Origin of the sequence: Paraburkholderia graminis C4D1M (genome assembly GCF_000172415.1) — a bacterium.
GTDB lineage: Bacteria > Pseudomonadota > Gammaproteobacteria > Burkholderiales > Burkholderiaceae > Paraburkholderia > Paraburkholderia graminis.
Genome location: NZ_ABLD01000004.1, coordinates 386,635 through 401,798, shown reverse-complemented (window position 1 = coordinate 401,798; position 15,164 = coordinate 386,635). Strand labels below are relative to the sequence as shown.

Genomic DNA, 15,164 nt, shown 5'->3' with positions numbered 1-15,164 from the left:
GCTTGTGCAGTCGCCGCCACCGTGGTGGCTTTCGTAACACGGCAGCCGGATCATGTAGCCGGCTATCGCCAAAAATCTCAACCGGAGAAACGACCATGCCGTATGTGACAACGAAGGACAACGTCGAAATTTTCTACAAGGACTGGGGCCCGAAAGACGCGCAGCCGATCGTCTTCCATCATGGCTGGCCATTGTCTTCCGACGACTGGGATACGCAGATGCTGTTCTTCGTCCAGAAGGGCTATCGCGTGATCGCCCATGACCGGCGCGGCCACGGCCGCTCGTCGCAAGTGTCGGAAGGACACGACATGGACCACTACGCCGCGGATGCTTTCGCGGTGGTCGAAGCGCTCGACTTGCGCAACGCGGTGCACATCGGCCATTCGACGGGCGGCGGCGAGGTGGCGCGTTACGTGGCGAAGCATGGCGAGCCTTCCGGCCGCGTGGCGAAGGCGGTGCTGGTGAGCGCCGTGCCGCCGCTCATGCTCAAGACCGAGGCGAATCCCGAAGGCTTGCCGCTCGAGGTTTTCGACGGCTTTCGCGCGGCGCTTGCAGCCAATCGCGCGCAATTCTTTGTCGATGTTCCGGCGGGCCCGTTCTACGGCTTCAACCGTGCGGGCGCGACAGTCCATCAAGGCGTGATTCAGAACTGGTGGCGTCAGGGGATGATGGGCAGCGCGAAGGCCCACTATGAGGGCATCAAGGCTTTTTCGGAAACGGACCAGAGCGGGGACCTGCGCGCGATCTCGGTGCCCACGCTCGTGCTGCACGGTGAGGACGATCAGATCGTGCCGTATGCGGACGCGGCGCTGAAGTCGATCAAGCTGCTGAAGAACGGCACGCTGAAAACGTATCCGGGCTTCCCGCACGGCATGTTGACGGTGAATGCGGATGTGTTGAACGCGGATCTTCTGGCGTTCGTGCAGGCGTAGTAGCGATTGACGTGAGTCCGCGTTTCGCGGGCTCACGCTCGAGCTGGCGGAAACGAACCGCCTCTACACGATCAGTACGCGATCAGTACGTCGGAACCGACGGATCGACCTGACGCGACCAGGCGTCGATCCCGCCTTGCAGATTGAAGACGTTGGCGTGGCCGCGCGATTCGAGGAACATGGCGACCTGGGCGCTGCGCGCGCCGTGATGGCAGATGCAGACGATCTGCGCGTCGTCGTCGAGTTCCTCGCTGCGCGCGGGAATCTCGCGCATCGGAATCGACACGATGCCCGGCATCGCCGCCGTTTGAATTTCCCACGGTTCACGCACGTCGAGCAACACGGGGGCGGGGCGCGACGTGTCGGCGAGCCATTCGGCGAGTGCGGGAGCGGTCAGGTTTTGCATCAGCGGGACTTCCGTTCAAAGGACGGCGGCGCGCGCCGGCCGTCCGTGAAAAACAGGCGAATCAGAACTTGAAGCGCGGCGGCTGCACGGCGTTGACGAGCGGCTCGACATACGTCTCGAACACGTCGGCAATGCGGTACTGCTTTTCGTCGATGCGCGTGATGATCTGCGCCTTCATGACCGGCGCCGTGCCGACGAATGCCGCCAGACGGCCGCCCACCTTCAGTTGTTCGAGGATTTCCTGCGGCAGCACGGGCAGTCCGCCCGACACGCAGATCACGTCGTACGGCGCGGCGGCGGACCAGCCGCGCGCGGCGTCGCCGGTCGCCACTTCCGCGTTGAGCACGCCGTTGGCGATCAGGTTGGTTCTCGCGAGTTCGGCGAGTTCAGGTTCGATGTCCACCGTCAGCACATGTTGCGCGCGATGCGCGAGCAGTGCCGCCATATAACCCGAGCCGGCGCCGATTTCCAGCACGCTTTCGTGCTTCTTCACCGCCAGTTCCTGCAGCGTGCGCGCTTCGACGCGCGGCGCCAGCATGTGCTGGCCGGCCGGCAGCGGCACTTCGAAGTCGACGAAGGCCAGTTCGTGGTACGCGGCGGGGACGAAGTTTTCACGCTTGACGATCGACAGCAGATTCAGCACGTCCTGGTCGAGCACTTCCCAGGGGCGGATCTGCTGTTCGATCATGTTGAAACGCGCTTGCTCGATGTTCATGGTGGATTGGCGGTTCTGGTTTGCGAGTTTTGCGATTTATCCGCTGCGCGGGCGCCTGGGCATGAGCCTCGGCATTGAAGCCGGCAGGCAGGCACGGCAGGGTAACTGCGGGATTGTACCAAATGGCGCCGGGGTTCCGGGCCAGGGCGCGCAGCGCGGCGCGGCTGCTTTTGTCCGCGTTGCCCCCCGTTGCCCCCGTGTTAATCCCTAGCAATCTGGCCTTGCACTTCGGGCTATCATCGCTCAAAAATGTAATCGATTACATTCTGGAGCCGCGTCCGTGTCGAGACCGACGTCGAAAGCGAAGCCTGTGGAAAGCGCTGCCACACGCGCAGCCGCAGTCACGCCCGCGCCCGAAGGTTTGTCGATCGCCGGCGTCGCGCGGCAGGCGGGCGTTTCCGTCGCCACGGTGTCGCGGGTGCTGAACGCGCACGAGAACGTGCGGCCCGCGACCCGCGACAAGGTGCTGGCCGCCATCGACGCAAGCGGCTACCGCGTCAACGAACTCGCGCGCAATCTGCGAACCGCGGAAAGCCGCCTGCTGCTGACGATGGTCCCCGACTTCGGCAATCCGTTTTACGCGGAGATCGTGCGCGGCATCGACAGCATCGCGCGTCAGCACGGCTACTTCATGCTTCTGTGCGATACCGGCGCCGACCCCGGCCGCGAGCGCAGCTACTTCGATCTGCTGCGCCGCCGCCGCGCGGACGGCGCAATCTGCCTCGATCCCGCGACGATCCAGCAGGCGCTCGGCGAAGCGTCGAGCGCGCTGCCGTGGGTCGCGTGCTGCGAGTTCGATCCGGCGATGGGCGTGCCGTATGTGGGCATCGACAACTATCGGGCCGCGGGCGACGCCGTGCGGCATCTGCTCGCGCGCGGCCACCGGCGCATCGGCCTCATCAATTCGGACGTCGACTACCTGTACGCGCGGCAGCGTCAGCAAGGTTATCTCGATGCGCTGACCGAGGCGGGCATCGAGCCGCTCGACGGCTGGCGCATGAATCTGAACAGTCTCGACTACGAGGCGGGCGCGTCGGCGGCGGTTTCGCTGATGCTGCCGAGGCAAGGGCGGGGACAAGGACAAACGGAGCCGCCGAGCGCGATCTTTGCCGTCTCCGACACGCTAGCGACCGGCGTCCTGCACGGCTTGCGCAGCATCGGCAAACGCGTGCCGCAGGATGTCGCCGTGGTCGGCTTCGACGACATCTCGATCGCCGCGCAAGTCGATCCGCCGCTCACCACCATCGCCCAGCCGATGCGCGAACTCGGCGAGACCGCCGCGCGCCTCCTGTTGCAGCGGCTCGCGAATCCGTTGGCGAATGTGCCGGGCGTGCTGCTGCCGCATCGGCTCGTGATTCGCGGGAGCACCTGAGCCATGAGTCTCGCGATCCGCTTCGACGACATCCGCAAAGACTTCGGCCCCGTGCGCGTGCTGCACGGCGTGAGCTTCGATCTCGCGCCGGGGCGCATCTACGGTTTGCTCGGCGAGAACGGCGCGGGCAAGTCGACGCTGATGAAGATTCTCGCCGGCTACGAAACCGCGACGTCGGGCACGTTGCTGGTCGACGGCCATGCGCAACACTTCGCCGGTTCGCGCGACGCCGAAGCGCAAGGCATCGTGCTGATTCACCAGGAGTTCAACCTCGCCGAGCATCTGACGATTGCGCAGAACATGTACCTCGGCCACGAGAAGCGGCGCGGCTGGTTCGTCGACGACGCCGCGATGCGCGCCGAAGCCGCGCGTTATCTCGCGCAGGTCGGGCTCGACAAGGCGCCGGATACGAAGGTGCGCGAACTGATCGTCGCGGAAAAGCAGATGGTGGAGATCGCGAAGGCGCTGTCGCGCCGCGCGCGTCTGCTCATCATGGACGAGCCGACCGCCACGCTCACGCCGTCCGAAACCGAGCGGCTTTTCACGCTGATGGCGAAGCTGAAGGCCGACGGCGCGACCATCGTTTATATCTCTCACAAGCTCGATGAAGTCGAGCGCATCACCGACGAAGTGATCGTGATGCGCGACGGCCGCTTCGTCGCGCGCAACGAAACGGCGGCGCTTGCGCGGCAGCAGATGGCGAACCTGATGGTCGGCCGCGACGTGTCCGACATGTTCCCCGACAAGATCACCGTGTCCGCGAGCGCGCCGGTCGCGCTCAAAGTCGAAGGGCTCGCGGTGCCGGAGTGGGTCGACAATCTGAGCTTCGACGTGCGCGCCGGTGAAGTGCTCGGCTTCGCCGGACTCGTCGGCGCGGGCCGCACCGAAGCCTTCGAAGCGATCATCGGTTTGCGCAAGCGCACCGCAGGGCGCATCGAAATCGCCGGCCATGCCGTCGATCTGAAAAGCCCGCGCGACGCAATGCGTCGCGGCCTCACGTATCTCAGCGAGGACCGCAAGGGCAAGGGCCTGCACGTGAACCTGAGCCTGCAGGACAACGTCACGCTGATGACGCTCGAACGCTACGCGCATCCGCTCCTCGACATGAAGGCGGGCCGCGACGCGTTGAAGCATGCGGTGAGCGAATTCGGCATACGCACGGGCGACCTGTCGAGCCGCGCGCGCATGCTCTCGGGCGGCAATCAGCAGAAGCTCGCGCTCGCCAAGTTTCTGCAGCCGGAGCCCGACGTGATCGTGCTCGACGAACCGACGCGCGGCGTCGACGTCGGCGCGAAACGCGACATCTATTTCCTGATTCATCGTCTCGCCGCGCAAGGCCGCGCGGTGATCGTCATTTCATCCGAACTGATCGAGCTGATCGGCTTGTGCCATCGCGTCGCCGTGATGCGCGCGGGACGTCTGCAAGCCACGCTCACGCTCGACCATCTGACCGAAGAGGAGTTGATCGCTCATGCGACCGGCACCCACTGAAGCCGTGCAATCCGGCCGCGCGTTGCGCTTCGCGCATCGTCTGTATGCGCTTGGGCCGTTCGCCGGCCTGATCGCGCTGTGCATCGCCGGCACGCTGCTCAATCGCGATTTCGCCACGCTCGACAACATGATGAACGTGCTCACGCGCACGTCGTTCATCGGCATCATCGCGGTCGGCATGACGTTCGTGATCATCTCGGGCGGCATCGATCTGTCGGTCGGCTCAATGGCCGCGCTGATCGCGGGCAGCATGATCTGGCTGATGAACGGGCTCGCGGCGGGCGTCGGCGGCCATACGTTCCCGCCGCTCGTCATCGTCACGTTGGGCATCGCATTCGCGCTCGTGCTCGGCGGACTGTTCGGCTGCGCGCACGGCTTGCTGATCACCAAGGGACGCATCGAGCCGTTCATCGTCACGCTGGGCACGCTCGGCATCTTTCGCGCGGTGCTGACGTGGCTCGCCGACGGCGGCGCGCTGACGCTCGACAATTCGTTATCCGATCTTTATGGGCCGGTGTATTACGCGAGCCTCTTCGGCGTGCCGGTGCCGATCTGGGTGTTTCTCGTGACGGCCGCAGGCGGCGCGCTGATTCTCAACCGCACCGCATTCGGCCGGCACGTCCAGGCGATCGGCTCGAACGAACAGGTCGCGCGTTATGCGGCGATACGCGTCGACACGGTGAAGATCGTCACGTATGTGCTGCTCGGCATCTGCGTCGGCGTGGCCACGGTGCTGTACGTGCCGCGCCTCGGCTCGGCGACGCCGACCACCGGCCTGCTGTGGGAGCTGGAGGCGATTGCGTCGGTGGTCGTCGGCGGAACGGCGCTCAAGGGCGGCGAAGGACGCGTGGTCGGCACCGTGGTCGGCGCAATCCTGCTGTCGGTGATCGCCAACATTCTGAATCTCACCAGCATCATCAGCGTGTATCTGAACGCGGCGGTGCAGGGCGTGGTGATTATCTTCGTCGCGTTCGTTCAACGCGGAAGGCGGTAGCGATTCACGGTGATTCACGGTGAAACAACGGAAGGGGCGCACGATCGCCTCACAACATCAGATAGGAGACACACCATGAAGCAGGTCATTCGAGCGATCGGCGCCGGCATGCTGGCGTTGGGCATAGTGAGCACGGCGGGCATCGCGCGCGCCGACGACAAGGTCACGCTGGGCGTCGCGATTCCAACCGCCGACCACGGCTTCACGGGCGGCATCGTCTGGTGGGCCAACAAGGCGAAGGCCGATCTGGAGAAAGAACATCCGAATCTGAAAGTGATCGTCAAGACCGCGGCCGGCTCGCCCGAGCAGGCCAACCAGTTGCAGGATCTCGTGACCGTCAACAAGATCAATGCGCTCGTGATTTTCCCGTTCGAATCGGCGTCGCTCACGCAACCGGTCGCGCAGGTGAAGAAGAAGGGCGTGTATGTGACGGTGGTCGATCGCGGCCTGACCGACACCAGCGCGCAGGATGCATACGTGGCCGGCGACAACACCGCGTTCGGCAGAATCCCTGCTGAATTTCTGGCGAAAGCGCTGGACGGCAAGGGCGACATCGTCGCGCTGCGCGGCATTCCGACCACGCTCGACAACGAACGCTGGACCGCTTTCACCGGCGTATTGAAGGGCTATCCGAACATCAAGATTCTCGACGCGAAATACGCGAACTGGAATCGCGACGACGCGTTCAAGGTGATGCAGGATTACCTCACGCGCTTCAAGCACATCGACGCCGTCTGGGCCGCCGACGACGACATGGCGGTCGGCGTGCTGAAGGCCATCGACCAGGCGAAGCGCAGCGACGTCAAGATCGTATTCGGCGGCGCGGGCTCGAAGGGCATGGTGAAGAACGTGATGGACGGCGCGCCGCTCATCAAGGCCGACGTGTCGTACTCGCCGAAATTCATCTACGACGCGATCAAGCTCACCGCCGAGGCGCGTCTCAAAGGCGAGAAGCTGCCGGCCACGACGATCATTCCTTCGGTGCTCATCACGAAGGAAAACGCGCAGCAGTTCTACTTCCCCGATTCGCCGTTCTGATCGTGAAGCGCGGCCCTCGTTAATGGGTAGATCAACCCAAGATCAAAGGAACCCAAGGTTAAAGGAACCCAACGATGAAAACCATCAAAGGTCCGGCGATTTTTCTCGCTCAATTCATGGGCGACGAGGCGCCGTTCGACAATCTCGCGCACCTGGCCAGTTGGGCCGCGAGTCTCGGCTTCAAGGGCATTCAGGTGCCGTGCGATGCGCGCCTGATCGATCTCGAACAGGCCGCGTCGAGTCAGTCGTATTGCGACGATTTGCGCGAGACCGTGGACAACGCGGGCGTGACGATCACCGAGTTGTCGACGCATCTGCAAGGGCAACTCGTGGCCGTGCATCCCGCGTACGACACGTTATTCGACGGCTTTGCGGCGGCTCACGTGCGCGGCAATCCGTCAGCGCGCACCGAATGGGCCATTGAGCAATTGAAGCTCGCGGCGAAGGCGTCGCAGCGTCTCGGGCTCGATGCGCATGTGTCGTTTTCCGGCGCGCTCGCGTGGCCGTATCTGTACCCGTGGCCGCAGCGTCCAGCCGGTCTGGTCGAAGCCGCATTCGACGAACTTGCGCGCCGCTGGACGCCGATTCTCGACGCATTCGACGCCGCCGGCGTGAACGTCTGCTACGAACTGCATCCGGGCGAAGACCTGCACGACGGCGTGACCTTCGAGCGTTTTCTCGATGCAGTGAGGCAGCATCCGCGCGCGAACATTCTCTACGATCCGAGCCATTTCGTTTTGCAGCAGCTCGACTACCTCGCGTTCATCGACATCTATCACGAGCGCATCAAGGCGTTTCATGTGAAGGACGCGGAATTCCGGCCGAACGGCAAGCAGGGCGTGTATGGCGGCTATAGCGGCTGGGTCGAGCGCGCGGGGCGTTTTCGTTCGCTCGGCGACGGGCAGATCGACTTTCGCGCGATCTTCTCGAAGATGGCGCAATACGATTTCCCCGGCTGGGCAGTGCTCGAATGGGAATGCGCGCTCAAGCATCCTCACGACGGCGCGCGCGAAGGCGCGCAGTTCATTCGCGAGCACATTATCCGCGTGGCCGAACATGCATTCGACGACTTCGCGGGCAGCGGCGTCGACGCGGCGCAGCTAAAACGCGTGCTCGGCATTTGAGCGTAGGTAAGCGTAGGTAAGCGTAGTCAAGCGCAGTGCAACGACAGCAACGACAGGCGAAAGGAAGAAGCGCGATGCCATACAAGAGACTCAGAAGACTCAGGCTCGGGATGGTCGGCGGCGGGCAGGGCGCGTTCATCGGCGCGGTGCATCGGATCGCGGCGCGGTTCGACGATCGCTTCGAACTGGTGGCGGGCGCGTTGTCGTCCGATCCGGAGCGCGCGCGTCAGAGCGCGGCGGAAGCGGGCGTCGGGCGCAGCTACGACGACTGGCGCGAGATGGCGCGCGTGGAAGCGGCACGCGATGACGGCATCGACGCGGTCGCTATCGTCACGCCGAATCATCTGCATGCGCCGGTCGCGACCGCGTTTCTCGAAGCCGGCATCCATGTGGTGTGTGACAAGCCGCTCGCCATTTCGCTCGCCGAAGGCGAAGCGCTGGCGAAACTCGCGCGCGAGAAGAACCGGCTCTTTGCGCTGACGCACACCTACTCCGGCTATCCGTTGGTGCGCCACGCACGCGAGATGATCGAAGCGGGCGGACTCGGCCAGATTCGCGTCGTGCAGGTCGAATACGCGCAAGACTGGCTGGCCGAACCGATTGAAAACGGCGGCCTGAACAAGCAGGCCGGCTGGCGCACGGACCCGGCGTTGGCGGGGCCGGCAGGTTGTCTCGGCGATATCGGCACGCATGCTTATCAGCTTGCCGCGTTCGTCACGGGCATGACGCCCGTCGCGCTTTCCGCGGAGTTGCATACGTTCGTGCCGGGACGGCGCATCGACGATCATGTGCAGGCCATGCTGCGCTACGCGAACGGCGCGCGCGGCATGCTGTGGGCGAGCCAGGTCGCGAGCGGCGCGGAGAACGCATTGCGTCTGCGCGTGTACGGAACCAAGGCGAGCCTCGCATTCGATCAGGAGCAGCCCAACGAATTGTGGTTCACGCCGCTTGGCGCAGCAGCGCAGCGTTTGACGCGCGCCCGCGTGAGCGGCGCGAGCGCGGCCCATGCGACGCGGGTGCCGGCGGGTCATCCCGAAGGTTATCTGGAAGCGTTCGCGCAGTTGTACAAGGACGCGGCGTTGCAGATCGAGGCGCTGAACGAGGGCCGCGCGCTGCCGCCGGAAAGTCTCTTGCTGACAACGGTGGATGACGGCGTGGCGGGTCTGCGTTTTATCGACGCCGTGCTGGCGAGCAGCGCGGCCGATGGTCAGTGGCGCGAGATTGCGCCGTAACCGTTCTAACCGCCTTTGCTCTTCTTGATCTGCGCTTCGAATGCGATATCGAGCTTGCTTGCCTTGCGAGGCTTGGGCGGGCCGTATGCGTCGACGAACTTGACGAAGTCGTCCAGCGTGAGCGGGTCGGAGACTTTCTTGTCGGAGCCGCCTGATTTGTCGACGAGATAAAAGAGGCCGCCCGAGAGGCTGATCGCGGCGAACTGCGGATTGCCGCTGCGCGTTTTCAGGCGCTCGACGGCGTGGATGGCTCGCGTGGTGCGCATGGTGTGGTAATGCCGGTCGGTTGAAGACTACTACTTTAACAATTTCAGCGCGGCGGTTAAGTTACGCGTGAAGCGCCGCTCCTCGCGTAACCGTCGCTTGTTAGACGCTTACTGGCTCAAGTACACGAACTTGCCGTTCTTAATGATGCCCATCACGCTCGCGCGCTGATCCAGTCCCACGTGATCCTTCGCGCTCGTACTCACGACGCCGTTCGGCACCACCAGTTCATGGGCGTGCTCGAGTTCGTTGCGCAGCGCCACGCGGAAAGCCTGCGTTCCCGGTTGCGCCGTCTTCAGCGCGCGCGTGACCGCATCCTGTAGACGCGGATAGACGCCCGCTGCATCGCCCGCGAATTGCGTGACGCTGCCGGCGCCGTACTTCGCTTCATAGTCGTTCGCGAACGCGAGCGCCGCTTTTTTCGCGGGATGATCCGCCGGCAACGTGCGCGCGACGACGACCGGCTGCGTCGGAAACAGCGTGCCTTCGACGTCCTTGCCGCCCAGCTTGATGAACTCCGGCGTCGCGATGCCGTGCGTCTGATAGATCGGCCCTTTATACCCGCGCTCGATCAGCGTGCGCTGCGGCAGCACCGTCGGCGTGCCCGCGCCGGCGATCAGAATCGCGTCGGGCTTCGCGGCCATCAGCTTGAGAATCTGCCCGGTGACGCTCGCGTCGGTGCGGTTATAGCGCTCGGTCGCGACCAGTTGAATGTGGCGCAGCGCGGCAAACTTGCTGAACTCGTTGAGCCAGCTTTCGCCGTAGCCGTCCGCGAAACCGATGAAGCCGACCGTCTTCACGTTATGGTTCGACATGTAGCGCGTCATCACGTCGGCCATCGCGCTGTCGGTCTGCGCCATCTTGTAGGCCCACACCTTCTTGCCTTCCTGCGGCTCGACCACGCTTGCCGAGCCGATCAGCGTGATCATCGGCGTCTGGCTTTCGGCGACCGGATCGAGCGCGGCCATCGCGGCCGGCGTGATGTTCGGGCCGACGATCACGTCGACGTGGTCTTCGTTGATCAGCTTGCGGATATTGCGCACGGCGGCGCCTGGGTCCGACGCGTCGTCGAGAAAAATATAGTCGGCTTTCTGGCCGGCGATCGTGGCCGGCCACATCAGCATCGCGTTCTTGCTGGTGATGCCGATCACGGCGGCCGGGCCGGTGCTCGACAGGTCGATGCCGACCTTGATGTCGGCATGCGCGGCGGTGGCGAGCAAGAGCGCGCCGAGAGCGGCGAGGCCGCGAAGTCTGTTTTTATGCGACGTCATCGATAGGTCTCCGTAGCGGACAAAGCAAAGCGCGTTGGTCAAATCAAAGTTCGTAGGTTTCGTGTTCGCCCTTGAGCGCCTGTTCGATCAGCCTGCGGTTCAGGCCCGGCGACAGAAGCTCGACCAGCGTATACACATAGCTGCGCAGATACGCGCCGTGCTTGAGCGCGACCCGCGTCACGTTGCTGCCGAACAGGTGGCCGACCGGCATCGCGCGCAGATGACGGTCGCGCTCGGCGTTGAACGCGATGTCCGCCATGATGCCGACGCCGAGGCCGAGTTCGACATACGTTTTGATCACGTCGGCGTCGATCGCCTCGAGCACGATGTCCGGATGCAGCGCGCGCAGCCGGAACGCCTCGTTGATCTTGGTGCGGCCGGCGAACGCGTTGTCGTAGGTGATCAGCGGATACTGGGTCAGATCGTCCAGCGACAACAGTTTGCGGTCGAGCAGCGGGTGATCCGGCTGCATCACGGCGACGTGATGCCACTGGAAGCACGGCAGCGACACGAGTTCTTTATAGTTGGAGATCGCCTCTGTGGCGATGCAGAGGTCCGCCTGGTCGTGCAGCACCATCTCGGCCACTTGCGTCGGGCTGCCTTGCAGAATCGAAAGGTGAACCTTCGGGAAGCGTTTCTTGAACTCCGCGATGGCGGCGGGCAGCGAATAGCGCGCCTGCGTGTGCGTGGCCGCGATCACCAGGTTGCCCTGATCCTGCGCCGCGTAGTCCTTGCCGACGCGTTTCAGGCTCTCGACTTCCTGCAAAATACGCTCGACCGATTGCAGGATGATGCGCCCCGGTTCGGTCAGCGAACGCACGCGCTTGCCGTGGCGCGTGAAGATTTCCACGCCCAGCTCGTCCTCGAGCTCGATGATCGCCTTGGAAACCCCCGGCTGGCTTGTAAACAGCGCCTTGGCCGCTTCGGTCAGATTGAAGTTCTGCCGCACAGCCTCGCGGACGAAGCGGAACTGCTGCAGGTTCATATATAACCTCTCCGCATATCAAAAGAATTTTTTAGTCGTTTGAAATATAAGGCGAGTTTATTACGATCTGTCCATCTTTTTCAATATGGATATCTGTATTTGTTATAAGCAAATGAGAGATAGGTCTAAACCCTGACTCCATCGAGCTGACAAACACGGATGTTCAGAAGCGCGGCGGAGCCGGAGCGCCGGTCGCCGGACCGTCGTGTGTGCAAGCCAAAAAATTGGGGTCCCCGAATGTACCAATACGATCAGTACGACCAGACCATCGTCGATGAACGGGTCGCGCAGTACGCCGATCAGGTTCGCCGCCGCTTGTCGGGCGAATTGAGCGAAGAGGAGTTCCGTCCGCTGCGTCTGCAGAACGGCCTGTACTACCAGCGCCACGCGTACATGCACCGCATCGCGATTCCCTACGGCAATCTGCGCAGCGACCAGCTTCGCATGCTGGCCGTGATCGCGCGCGAGCACGACCGCGGCTACGGCCATTTCTCGACGCGCTCGAACATCCAGTACAACTGGATCAAGCTCGAGGAAACGCCGGAGATTCTGCGCAAGCTCGCGTCGGTGCAGATGCACGCGATCCAGACCTCGGGCAATTGCATCCGCAACATTACCGCCGATCAGTTCGCGGGCGTGGCGCCCGACGAATTTGTCGACCCGCGGCCGTGGGCGGAAATTCTGCGTCAATGGTCGACGTTCCACCCCGAGTTCCTGTGGCTGCCGCGCAAGTTCAAGATCGCCGTTTCCGGTTCGCAGGAAGATCGCGCCGCCGTGCAGATTCACGACATGGGCGTGTATGTGAAGCGCAATGAGCAAGGCGAACTGGTGGTCGACATTCTGGCGGGCGGCGGTCTGGGCCGCACGCCGATCGTCGGCGCGGTCATTCGTCGCGATCTGCCCTGGCAACATCTGCTGACGTACAGCGAAGCCGTGCTGCGCGTGTACAACCGCTACGGCCGCCGCGACAACATGTACAAGGCGCGTATCAAGATTCTGGTGAAGGCGCTGTCGCCGGAGAAGTTCGCCGCGCAGGTCGAAGAGGAATGGCAGCATCTGAAGGACGGTCCTTCGACGCTGACGCAAGCCGAACTCGATCGTGTGTCGCAATACTTCCAGCCGCCGGTGTACGAGAAGCTCGCCGACACGGACGCTTCGTTCGAAAAGCATCTGCTCGAAAACCGTGGCTTCGCGCGTTGGGTCGAGCGCAATGTGCGTCCGCATAAGGTCGCGGGTTACGCGGCCGTCACGCTGTCGTTGAAGAACGGCATCGTCGCGCCGGGCGACGCAACCGACGCGCAAATGGAAGCCGTCGCCGATTGGGCCGACGAGTATTCGCTGGGCGAAGTTCGCGTGTCGCACGAACAGAATCTGATTCTCGCGAACGTCAAGAAGCGCGACCTGTTCGCGCTGTGGGAAAAGGCCAAGGCGCAAGGTTTTGCGACGCCGAACATCGGCTTGCTGACCGACATCATCGCGTGCCCGGGCGGCGATTTCTGCTCGCTCGCGAATGCCAAGTCGATCCCGATTGCACTCGCGATTCAGGAGCGTTTCAACGATCTGGACTTCGTGTATGACCTGGGCGACGTGTCGCTGAATATCTCGGGCTGCATCAACGCTTGCGGTCATCACCATGTGGGCAACATCGGCATTCTGGGGGTCGATAAGGACGGCTCGGAGTGGTATCAGGTGACGCTCGGCGGCGAGCAGGGCACGGGCGCAACCGGCGCGCATCTCGGCCGCGTGATCGGCCCGTCGTTCTCGGCGGAAGAAATGCCGGACGTGATCTCGAAGGTGATCGACACGTTCGTCGAGCATCGCGAGGAAGGCGAGCGTTTCATCGACACGTACAGCCGCATCGGCATCGCTCCGTTCAAGGAACGCGTGTACGCATCGCGTCAACCGGCTCACGCGTAAGCGCGCAAAGGATACAGAACAGATGGCTTCTATCATCAAGAATCGCGCGATCGTCAACGATGACTGGACGCTCGTGCGTCCCGCCGAAGACGGCTCGCTGCCCGCGGTGAACGAACTGCCGGCCGGCAAGATCATCGTGCCGCTCGCATTCTGGCAAGCCGAGCGCGACGCATTGAGCGCCTCGCGCGGCGCCGCTGAACTCGGCGTGTGGCTCGCGCCGGACAGCGAACCGGCGGACATCGCCGGCGATTTCGACAAGCTCGCGGTAATCGCCGTGGACTTCCCGGTGTTTCGTGACGGCCGCGGCTACAGCATCGGCCGCCTGCTGCGCGAGCGCTATGGCTACAAGGGCGAATTGCGCGCCATCGGCGACGTGCTGCGCGACCAGGTGCGTTTGATGTTGCGTTGCGGCTTCGACGCATTCGCCGTGCGCGCGGATAAAGACATTAGCGACGCCATCAAGGCATTCGACGATTTCACCGTGCAGTATCAGGGCGCGTTCGATGAACCGGCGCCGCTGTTCCGCCGCCGCGCTGCTTCGGCTTCGTCGTCGGCTGCTTCGCAAAAGGTTTCGGCATGAGCGCCGCTTTATCGCAGTCGCTCGCGCCCGAACTCGCTGCGAAAGTCGAGCGCCTCAATGCGCTGCTCGATTCGATCGCCGCGCGTCACGCGAACGTGAAGTTCGCGAGCAGCCTCGCCGCCGAAGACATGCTGCTCACGCACGCGATCCTGTCGCGCGGCGTGAAGATCGGCATCTTCTCGCTGAACACGGGCCGCTTGCACGCCGAGACGCTCGGCATGATCGATCGCGTGAAAGAGCGTTATGGCTACGACATCGAGCAGTTTCATCCGCAAGCTGCCGCCGTCGAAGAATACGTCGCGTCGCATGGTCTGAACGCGTTCTATGAAAGCGTCGATCTGCGCAAGCGCTGCTGCGAAATCCGCAAGGTCGAGCCGCTCAATCGCGCGCTGTCGGATGTCAGCGCATGGGTGACGGGCCAGCGCCGCGAGCAGTCGGTCACGCGTGCCGAACTGCACGAGGAAGAGCACGACGCCGCGCGCAACATCGCGAAGTTCAATCCGCTCACGGACTGGACCGAAGCCGAAGTATGGGATTACCTGAAAGTGTTCGACGTGCCGGTGAATCCGCTGCATGCGCGCGGTTATCCGAGCATTGGCTGCGAGCCGTGCACGCGCGCCGTGCGTCCCGGCGAAGACAGCCGCGCGGGCCGCTGGTGGTGGGAGTCGCGCGACACGAAGGAATGCGGACTGCACATCACGACGATCACGCCGATTGCGGTGGATCGCAGCGAGAACGCCCCGGCCTGAAGCATCGCTTATTGATGCGGCGTGGAGTTGAAGACTTGTCTTTGCTTCTTCACGCCGCACATACCGAATTGAATCTGTGCGCTTCGCGAGCAAC

15 protein-coding genes are annotated in these 15,164 nt (G+C 63.5%); 10 read left to right on the top strand and 5 right to left on the bottom strand.

All coding sequences use genetic code 11. The features are described from left to right. Positions 1 to 95: 95 nt before the first annotated feature. The gene (locus tag BGRAMDRAFT_RS09875) at positions 96 to 932 is read left to right on the top strand and encodes an alpha/beta fold hydrolase (protein ID WP_006048575.1); all 837 of its coding nucleotides are present in this window, start codon (positions 96 to 98) and stop codon (positions 930 to 932) included. Between the two features lie 82 nt (positions 933 to 1,014). On the opposite strand, the gene BGRAMDRAFT_RS09870 is transcribed toward BGRAMDRAFT_RS09875, so the two are convergent. Both BGRAMDRAFT_RS09870 and BGRAMDRAFT_RS09865 read right to left on the bottom strand, forming a co-directional pair. Continuing rightward, entirely contained in the window at positions 1,015 to 1,338 is a 324-nt protein-coding gene (locus tag BGRAMDRAFT_RS09870) for a rhodanese-like domain-containing protein (protein WP_006048574.1), read from the bottom strand. A 61-nt stretch (positions 1,339 to 1,399) separates the two neighbouring features. Further along, a complete protein-coding gene (locus BGRAMDRAFT_RS09865) occupies positions 1,400 to 2,053 on the bottom strand; it encodes a protein-L-isoaspartate O-methyltransferase family protein (RefSeq protein WP_006048573.1) in 654 nt (217 codons plus the stop codon). 310 nt (positions 2,054 to 2,363) lie between these two features. Here BGRAMDRAFT_RS09865 and BGRAMDRAFT_RS09860 point away from each other — a divergent pair, with 310 nt between their 5' ends. The 6 genes from BGRAMDRAFT_RS09860 to BGRAMDRAFT_RS09835 all read left to right on the top strand — a co-directional run bounded on the left by BGRAMDRAFT_RS09860 (position 2,364) and on the right by BGRAMDRAFT_RS09835 (position 9,304). Next, entirely contained in the window at positions 2,364 to 3,425 is a 1,062-nt protein-coding gene (locus BGRAMDRAFT_RS09860; protein ID WP_044020760.1) for a LacI family DNA-binding transcriptional regulator, read from the top strand. Positions 3,426 to 3,428: 3 nt separating this feature from the next. Continuing rightward, positions 3,429 to 4,916 carry a sugar ABC transporter ATP-binding protein gene (locus BGRAMDRAFT_RS09855; RefSeq protein WP_006048571.1) on the top strand — a complete coding sequence of 496 codons (1,488 nt, stop codon included), beginning with the start codon at positions 3,429 to 3,431 and terminating at the stop codon, positions 4,914 to 4,916. Continuing rightward, positions 4,897 to 5,910: an ABC transporter permease gene (locus tag BGRAMDRAFT_RS09850; RefSeq protein WP_006048570.1), complete on the top strand. Its 1,014-nt coding sequence runs from the start codon at positions 4,897 to 4,899 to the stop codon at positions 5,908 to 5,910. The genes BGRAMDRAFT_RS09855 and BGRAMDRAFT_RS09850 overlap by 20 nt, the downstream gene beginning before the upstream one ends. Positions 5,911 to 5,985: 75 nt before the next feature. Then, the gene (locus tag BGRAMDRAFT_RS09845; RefSeq protein WP_006048569.1) at positions 5,986 to 6,948 is read left to right on the top strand and encodes a substrate-binding domain-containing protein; all 963 of its coding nucleotides are present in this window, start codon (positions 5,986 to 5,988) and stop codon (positions 6,946 to 6,948) included. Between the two features lie 74 nt (positions 6,949 to 7,022). Beyond that, a complete protein-coding gene (locus BGRAMDRAFT_RS09840) occupies positions 7,023 to 8,072 on the top strand; it encodes a sugar phosphate isomerase/epimerase family protein (RefSeq protein ID WP_006048568.1) in 1,050 nt (349 codons plus the stop codon). A 74-nt stretch (positions 8,073 to 8,146) separates the two neighbouring features. Then, entirely contained in the window at positions 8,147 to 9,304 is a 1,158-nt protein-coding gene (locus BGRAMDRAFT_RS09835; protein ID WP_006048567.1) for a Gfo/Idh/MocA family protein, read from the top strand. Between the two features lie 5 nt (positions 9,305 to 9,309). On the opposite strand, the gene BGRAMDRAFT_RS09830 is transcribed toward BGRAMDRAFT_RS09835, so the two are convergent. From BGRAMDRAFT_RS09830 to BGRAMDRAFT_RS09820, 3 genes are all read right to left on the bottom strand, one after another. After that, the gene (locus BGRAMDRAFT_RS09830; RefSeq protein WP_006048566.1) at positions 9,310 to 9,570 is read right to left on the bottom strand and encodes a hypothetical protein; all 261 of its coding nucleotides are present in this window, start codon (positions 9,568 to 9,570) and stop codon (positions 9,310 to 9,312) included. A 108-nt stretch (positions 9,571 to 9,678) separates the two neighbouring features. After that, positions 9,679 to 10,839 (bottom strand): ABC transporter substrate-binding protein, encoded by a 1,161-nt coding sequence (locus tag BGRAMDRAFT_RS09825; RefSeq protein ID WP_006048565.1) that lies wholly within the window; start codon positions 10,837 to 10,839, stop codon positions 9,679 to 9,681. Positions 10,840 to 10,882: 43 nt separating this feature from the next. Then, on the bottom strand, positions 10,883 to 11,824 hold the full coding sequence (locus tag BGRAMDRAFT_RS09820) for a CysB family HTH-type transcriptional regulator (protein ID WP_006048564.1): 942 nt from the start codon (positions 11,822 to 11,824) through the stop codon (positions 10,883 to 10,885). 237 nt (positions 11,825 to 12,061) lie between these two features. Here BGRAMDRAFT_RS09820 and BGRAMDRAFT_RS09815 point away from each other — a divergent pair, with 237 nt between their 5' ends. From BGRAMDRAFT_RS09815 to BGRAMDRAFT_RS09805, 3 genes are read left to right on the top strand one after another with little or no spacing between them, the layout of a single operon-like run. Further along, entirely contained in the window at positions 12,062 to 13,741 is a 1,680-nt protein-coding gene (locus BGRAMDRAFT_RS09815; RefSeq protein WP_006048563.1) for a nitrite/sulfite reductase, read from the top strand. A gap of 22 nt (positions 13,742 to 13,763) precedes the next feature. Continuing rightward, entirely contained in the window at positions 13,764 to 14,321 is a 558-nt protein-coding gene (locus BGRAMDRAFT_RS09810; protein ID WP_006048562.1) for a DUF934 domain-containing protein, read from the top strand. Beyond that, positions 14,318 to 15,070, top strand: a complete 753-nt coding sequence (locus tag BGRAMDRAFT_RS09805) for a phosphoadenylyl-sulfate reductase (RefSeq protein ID WP_006048561.1) — start codon at positions 14,318 to 14,320, stop codon at positions 15,068 to 15,070. The genes BGRAMDRAFT_RS09810 and BGRAMDRAFT_RS09805 overlap by 4 nt, the downstream gene beginning before the upstream one ends. Positions 15,071 to 15,164 lie beyond the last annotated feature (94 nt).

Coding starts and splice junctions, on each gene's coding strand:
- BGRAMDRAFT_RS09815 (WP_006048563.1), top strand. CDS start 12,062: ATGTACCAATACGATCAGTACGACCAGACCATCGTCGATGAACGGGTC.
- BGRAMDRAFT_RS09875 (WP_006048575.1), top strand. CDS start 96: ATGCCGTATGTGACAACGAAGGACAACGTCGAAATTTTCTACAAGGAC.
- BGRAMDRAFT_RS09830 (WP_006048566.1), bottom strand. CDS start 9,570: ATGCGCACCACGCGAGCCATCCACGCCGTCGAGCGCCTGAAAACGCGC.
- BGRAMDRAFT_RS09850 (WP_006048570.1), top strand. CDS start 4,897: ATGCGACCGGCACCCACTGAAGCCGTGCAATCCGGCCGCGCGTTGCGC.
- BGRAMDRAFT_RS09855 (WP_006048571.1), top strand. CDS start 3,429: ATGAGTCTCGCGATCCGCTTCGACGACATCCGCAAAGACTTCGGCCCC.
- BGRAMDRAFT_RS09805 (WP_006048561.1), top strand. CDS start 14,318: ATGAGCGCCGCTTTATCGCAGTCGCTCGCGCCCGAACTCGCTGCGAAA.
- BGRAMDRAFT_RS09835 (WP_006048567.1), top strand. CDS start 8,147: ATGCCATACAAGAGACTCAGAAGACTCAGGCTCGGGATGGTCGGCGGC.
- BGRAMDRAFT_RS09845 (WP_006048569.1), top strand. CDS start 5,986: ATGAAGCAGGTCATTCGAGCGATCGGCGCCGGCATGCTGGCGTTGGGC.
- BGRAMDRAFT_RS09870 (WP_006048574.1), bottom strand. CDS start 1,338: ATGCAAAACCTGACCGCTCCCGCACTCGCCGAATGGCTCGCCGACACG.
- BGRAMDRAFT_RS09825 (WP_006048565.1), bottom strand. CDS start 10,839: ATGACGTCGCATAAAAACAGACTTCGCGGCCTCGCCGCTCTCGGCGCG.
- BGRAMDRAFT_RS09820 (WP_006048564.1), bottom strand. CDS start 11,824: ATGAACCTGCAGCAGTTCCGCTTCGTCCGCGAGGCTGTGCGGCAGAAC.
- BGRAMDRAFT_RS09840 (WP_006048568.1), top strand. CDS start 7,023: ATGAAAACCATCAAAGGTCCGGCGATTTTTCTCGCTCAATTCATGGGC.
- BGRAMDRAFT_RS09865 (WP_006048573.1), bottom strand. CDS start 2,053: ATGAACATCGAGCAAGCGCGTTTCAACATGATCGAACAGCAGATCCGC.
- BGRAMDRAFT_RS09810 (WP_006048562.1), top strand. CDS start 13,764: ATGGCTTCTATCATCAAGAATCGCGCGATCGTCAACGATGACTGGACG.